General features: G+C 70.4%; 3 protein-coding genes. All 3 read right to left on the bottom strand.

Translation table 11 applies throughout. The annotated features are described in order from the left end of the window. Nucleotides 1-2,640 (bottom strand): heavy metal translocating P-type ATPase (locus tag VK923_10810; GenBank protein HSJ45158.1); only part of this gene is annotated, 2,640 nt, incomplete at its 3' end. Between the two features lie 76 nt (nt 2,641-2,716). Continuing rightward, complete coding sequence (locus tag VK923_10805) at nt 2,717-4,207, bottom strand: hypothetical protein (protein ID HSJ45157.1); 1,491 nt, start codon at nt 4,205-4,207, stop codon at nt 2,717-2,719. Next, complete coding sequence (locus VK923_10800; protein ID HSJ45156.1) at nt 4,204-4,890, bottom strand: ABC transporter ATP-binding protein; 687 nt, start codon at nt 4,888-4,890, stop codon at nt 4,204-4,206. Before VK923_10800 ends, VK923_10805 begins: the two co-directional genes overlap by 4 nt. Nucleotides 4,891-5,295: the final 405 nt, after the last annotated feature.

Below are 5,295 nucleotides of genomic sequence, written 5' to 3'. Positions count from 1 at the left end.
GCTTGACGCCATGGCGGCGGCGGCGATCATCGGCGACAGCAGCCAGCCGGTCAACGGGTACAGCAGCCCGGCGGCGATCGGGATGCCGATCGCGTTGTACACCAACGCCAGGAACAGGTTCTGGCGGATGTTGCGCATCGTCGCGCGCGACAATCCGACGGCGGTCACCAGTCCGCCGATGCGCTCGCTGATCAGCGTGATGTCGGCCGCCTCGATGGCGACGTCGGTGCCCGAGCCGATGGCGATGCCGACGTCGGCCTGCGCCAGCGCGGGCGCGTCGTTGATGCCGTCACCGACCATCCCGACGACCTGCCCGTCGCCCTGGAGGCGGTGGACCTCGCGGGCCTTGTCCTGCGGTAGGACCTCGGCGAGCACGCGGGTGATGCCGACCTGCCGGGCGATCGCGGCGGCGGTGCGACGGTTGTCGCCGGTGATCATCACCGGCTCCACACCCAGACGCCGCAGCGCGGCGACCGCGGCCACGGCGTCGTCCTTGATGGTGTCGGCCACCGCGACCAGCCCGACCGCGCGGCCGCCGACGGCCGCGTACATCGGGGTCCTGCCCGCCTCGGCCAACCCTGCGGCCACAGGATCGAGGGCGCTGGTGTCGATGCCGGTGTCGGTGAGCAGCCCGGGGTTACCGACGAGCACGTCGCGGCCGTCGACGGTGGCGCGGATGCCCTGGCCGGTGACCGAGTCGAACCCGTCCGGCTCGGACAGGACCAGGTCGCGGGCCTTGGCGCCGCGCACGATCGCCGCGCCGAGGGGGTGTTCGGAGGCGGTCTCGGCGGAGGCGACCAGCCGCAACAGCTCGTCGTCGGTCAGGCGGTCGTCGACGGTCACGACGTCGGTGAGCTCGGGTGTGCCCTTGGTGATCGTGCCGGTCTTGTCCAGGACCAGGGTTCGCAGCTCGTGGGCGGTCTCGAGCGCCTCGGCGGAGCGGATCAGGATGCCCTGCTCGGCGCCCTTGCCGGTCCCGACCATGATCGACAGCGGCGTGGCCAGCCCGAGCGCGCACGGGCATGCGATGATCAGCACCGACACGCCGGCGACCAGCGCCAGGGTCAGCGCGGGGGCCGGGCCGACGACGAACCAGACCACGAACGTGGCGATCGCGATGAACACCACCGTGGGCACGAAGTAGCTCGACACCAGATCGGCGAGTCGCTGGATCGGCGCCTTGGGCGCCTGCGCCTGCTGGACCACCGTGATGATCTGCGACAGCATCGTGTCCCGGCCGACCGCGGTCGCGCGGAACCGGACCGCGCCGGTCTGGTTGAGCGTCGCGCCGATCACCGTGTCGCCGACGGTCTTCTCGACGGGGATCGACTCGCCGGTGACCATCGACTCGTCCAGCGTGGAGGCGCCCGAGATGATCTCGCCGTCGACGGGGACCTTCTCGCCGGGTCGGACGATCACGATGTCGCCGGCGACGACGTCGGCGACCGGGATCTCGACCTCCGCGTCGTCTCGGACGACGCGGGCGGTCCTGGCCTGCAGGCCGAGCAGTTTGCGGATCGCCTCGCCGGTGCCCGCCTTGGCTTTCACCTCCAGCAGCCGGCCGAGCAGGATCAGCGTGATGATCACGCCGATCGCCTCGTAGTACACGGCGCGCACGTCCGTCGGCACCAGTCCCGGCGCGACCGTGACGACCAGGCTGTAGACGAACGCCGCGGTGGTGCCCAGCGTGATCAACGAGTTCATGTCCGCCGACCGGTGGCGCAGCGCCAGCCACCCGGTCCGGTGGATCGGCCAGCCCGTGTAGAACATCACCGGGGTTATCAACGCGAGTTGCACCCAGCGGTTCAGCAGCACGTCGGGGACCCAGGTCGCGCCGAACAGGTCGGTGGCCATGACCGCGACCACCACCGGCGTCGCCAGGACCGCGCCGATCAGCACCCGCCGCGACAGGTCGCGGATCTCCGCCCGCCGGGCGGCCGCCTCCTGGTCCTCCTGCGAGGTGTGAGCCGGCTGTCCGCGTTCGCGGACCCGGTGGCCAACGGCCTCGATCGCCTCACAGATGCGCGCCCGATCCACGCGTGAGGGATCGAAGATCACCGCGACCCGTTCGGCGGTCGGACTCACGTCCACCGTGTTGATTCCGGGCAGCGTCGACACCGCGCCCTCGATGGTCGACACACACGACGCACACGTCGACGTATGCGCCACCGAGAACTCCACCCGCTCAACGCGACGTTGCGTGGCCGCGGTGGATTCGACCTGCTCGCTCGACCGGTCGCCCATATGCGTGTCCACCGCGTCTTTGGCGGGCTCGACGATCAGCCTGCCGTGGATCATGTTCATGCCGCAAACGAACTCGTACTCGCCGACCTCGGTCGGCGTCACCTCGATGGACGCCGCGCCGAACGCTGGCAGGTTGGCCGACAGCTGGAAGTCGGGCAGTACCACCTTCGAGGTGCACTCTCCCGCCTCCTGCCGGTCGAACGTGAGCCGGACGGGCACGCCCTGGCGGACCCGGATCGCGTCGGGCGAGTAGCCGCCTTTGACCGTGACCGTGACCTCCTGCCTTCCCCCACGCAGCTGCGCTTCGCTTGCGCGCTTGGCGCCGAAGAAGTACCGGGCCAGCACACCGATCGCCGCCGCACCGGCCATGACCACCAGCCACTCTGCGCCCGTCATCACTTCCTCCGATCCTGCTGCTCTTCTCCGACTCCATGCCACCCCAGGTGGGGTGGAATGGTCCCTGTCAACTCCCTCAGATCCTTCGTGCGGACAGCCGGTGGAATACGGCTGCCGCGAGGCCGGTGATGCCTGCGAGCCAGGCGACGGCCAGCAGCGCGCCGGTGGTTTCGTCGAAGCCGGTGGTGAACGCGCCGTCGACCATCACGCGGACGGCGCCGTACGCGGGCATCACCGTCGCCCAGGAAGGGGGCGCGGCGTCGAACATGATGTTCTGGGCCAGGCCGACGTCGAGGAACGGCAGCAGGAACATCAGGTACAGCCCACCGAGGCGGCCGACGAGCGGGCCGATCACGACACCGATCATGGCATAGGTCAGCGCCACCACGACGGTGGCCACGGCGAAGGTCACCCACACGTGCGGCTCGAAGCTGGCGGCGGTCACGGCGAGTGAGACCGCGCTGACGAGTACCGCGGCCAGCGCGATCACGCCCAGGCGGGCGGCCAGCACCTCGCGGGGCCGGAACCCGGCGATGACCAGCCGGCGGTCGGCCTCGGCGGAACCGAGCACGACGAACAGGCCGGCTAGCCCCGCGAGGAACGCCACCGTGATGGCGACCATGAGCGCGCCGTGTACGTCGGTCATCGGCAGGATCGTGATCGCGCGGCGGCCGTCCTCGGCCAACTCGACCGGTGCGGGGTCATCGGGGGTGACCGCGACCGACACCGTGATGAAGTACAGCGGCAGGCCGACCAGCAACACCCACAACGCGACGTTGCGGCGGTACTCGCGCCAGGCGTAGCGCAGCCCGACGCGCAGCCGCGCGCCGCCCGACACAGCGCTGCGCGCGCTGCGACTGGTGACGGGTCGGGTGGTGGCCAGCAGCGCGCCGAAGGCCAGCAGCAGCCCACCGACGGACCAGGCCAACGCCGCGCCGAGATCGCCCAGCGGGCCCGCGTGGGTCGTGGCCGCGTCGAGCATGACCAGCGTCGGAAAGTGCGTCGGGAACCCGCGGATCAGCAGCGACTCGGTGCGACCCATCGCCGGTCCGAGGAACACGTCGAACATCCACACGAAGATGATCACCAGCGACCCGTTGACCTCCGAGCGCACGAGCGCGCCAACGACCGCGCCGATCCCCAGGTAGATCACCGCGAACATCGCCGTGGCGCCCACCGCGCGTGGCAGGTCGGTGACGTCGGTGCGGACCACCAACGCCAACAGCGCGCCGGCCGCCGCGACGGCGGCCAGCAGCAGCGACGACACCAGGCGGGCCACGACGACCTGCCAGGTGGCCGAGCCCGCGGCGGCCAGCCGCCGGTCGGGCTCCCGCGATCCGCTGACGTGGAAGAACCCGGCGACGCCGGCCAGGAACGCCGCGGCCCACCCCGCGGTCGCGGCCTCGAGCTGGCCGAGACCGGCCTCGCCGCCGAGGATGCGCGCGAAGTCCGCCAGCGCGCCGGCCGACAGGGCCACGAAGACCACCGGCACGACCGCCAACAGCACCAGGTTCAACGGCCGGCGGGCGTACTCGGTCAGGTACCGCCAGGTCAGCAGGCCGGTCATCGCGGCACCGTCCTTCCGTCGACCAGGTCATAGACGCGGTCGAAGCGTTCGGCGTCGGTGATGAAGTGACTGATGATCAACAGCCCACGACCGGCGTCACGGCGCGTCCGGGTCAGCTCCCAGAACCGCTGGTAGGTGTCCCAGTCGAACCCCGCGTAGGGCTCGTCGAGCAGCAACAGCTCCGGGTCGGGCAGCAAGGCCAGGCCCAGGTTCAGCTTGGCGCGGGTCCCGCCCGACAGCTCCTCCACCCGCGCGTCGCGCCAGCCGGCGAACCCCAACGTCTCGTACACCTCGTCACGAGAACGGTCGATGTCGACGTCCGGCATGCCATAGGCGCACCCGAACAGCTCAAAGTGCTCATCACACGTCAACCGCTCGTACAGCACCGGCTCCTGCGGGCAGTACCCCAATCGGGCGGCCAACGCCACGGTGCCGGCGTCACGGTCCAGTGCGCCGACCAGGATCTTCATCAACGTCGATTTGCCCGACCCGTTCTCACCGACCAGGCCCACGACCTCGCCCGGCCACAGCCGCAGATCGGCGCCTCGCAGTACCGCCTTGGCACGCCGCCGCGGCCACCAACCGGTCCGATACGTCTTGGCGACCCCTGCCGCCGCGAGCAGGGGCGTCCCTTCGCCGCCGCGGCTCGTGGACGCGGACGCCTCATGCGCTACCGACGTCATCGCTTCACCTCTCACGCGGATCGATCTAGACTCAGTATCCACCCCACCGGGGGTGGGTGGAAGACCGGTGGTCACTATGTTCAGGGACCAACGGCCCGCAATTCAACTTGCCAATCAGCCGTCACAGACGCTCGCCGCCGGTGTTGCCCGGGATGCTGTGACCGGACCACCGCGGCCTGGGGCGCCTCGCATGAGGCGCGCGTGGGCTCTTGCGCCGGGACCGACCTCGTGGTACGAGGGGGCTGTAGTAGTTGGCGGAGCCTTGCAGATGAGCTGGGTGCGTGCAGCGGCGCTGAGTCTGGGCGTGGTCGTGATCGCCTATGTCATCCTCGTGCTCTTGCCCGACTATCTCGTGAGCACGCTGTCGGGCCGTGTTGCTCCGGCGCTGCGGGATCTGGTCGTGGG

The sequence above is a fragment of the Euzebyales bacterium genome, from assembly GCA_035461305.1.
In the GTDB taxonomy this organism is placed as follows: domain Bacteria; phylum Actinomycetota; class Nitriliruptoria; order Euzebyales; family JAHELV01; genus JAHELV01.
This window is presented reverse-complemented; position numbering and strand designations above follow the sequence as displayed.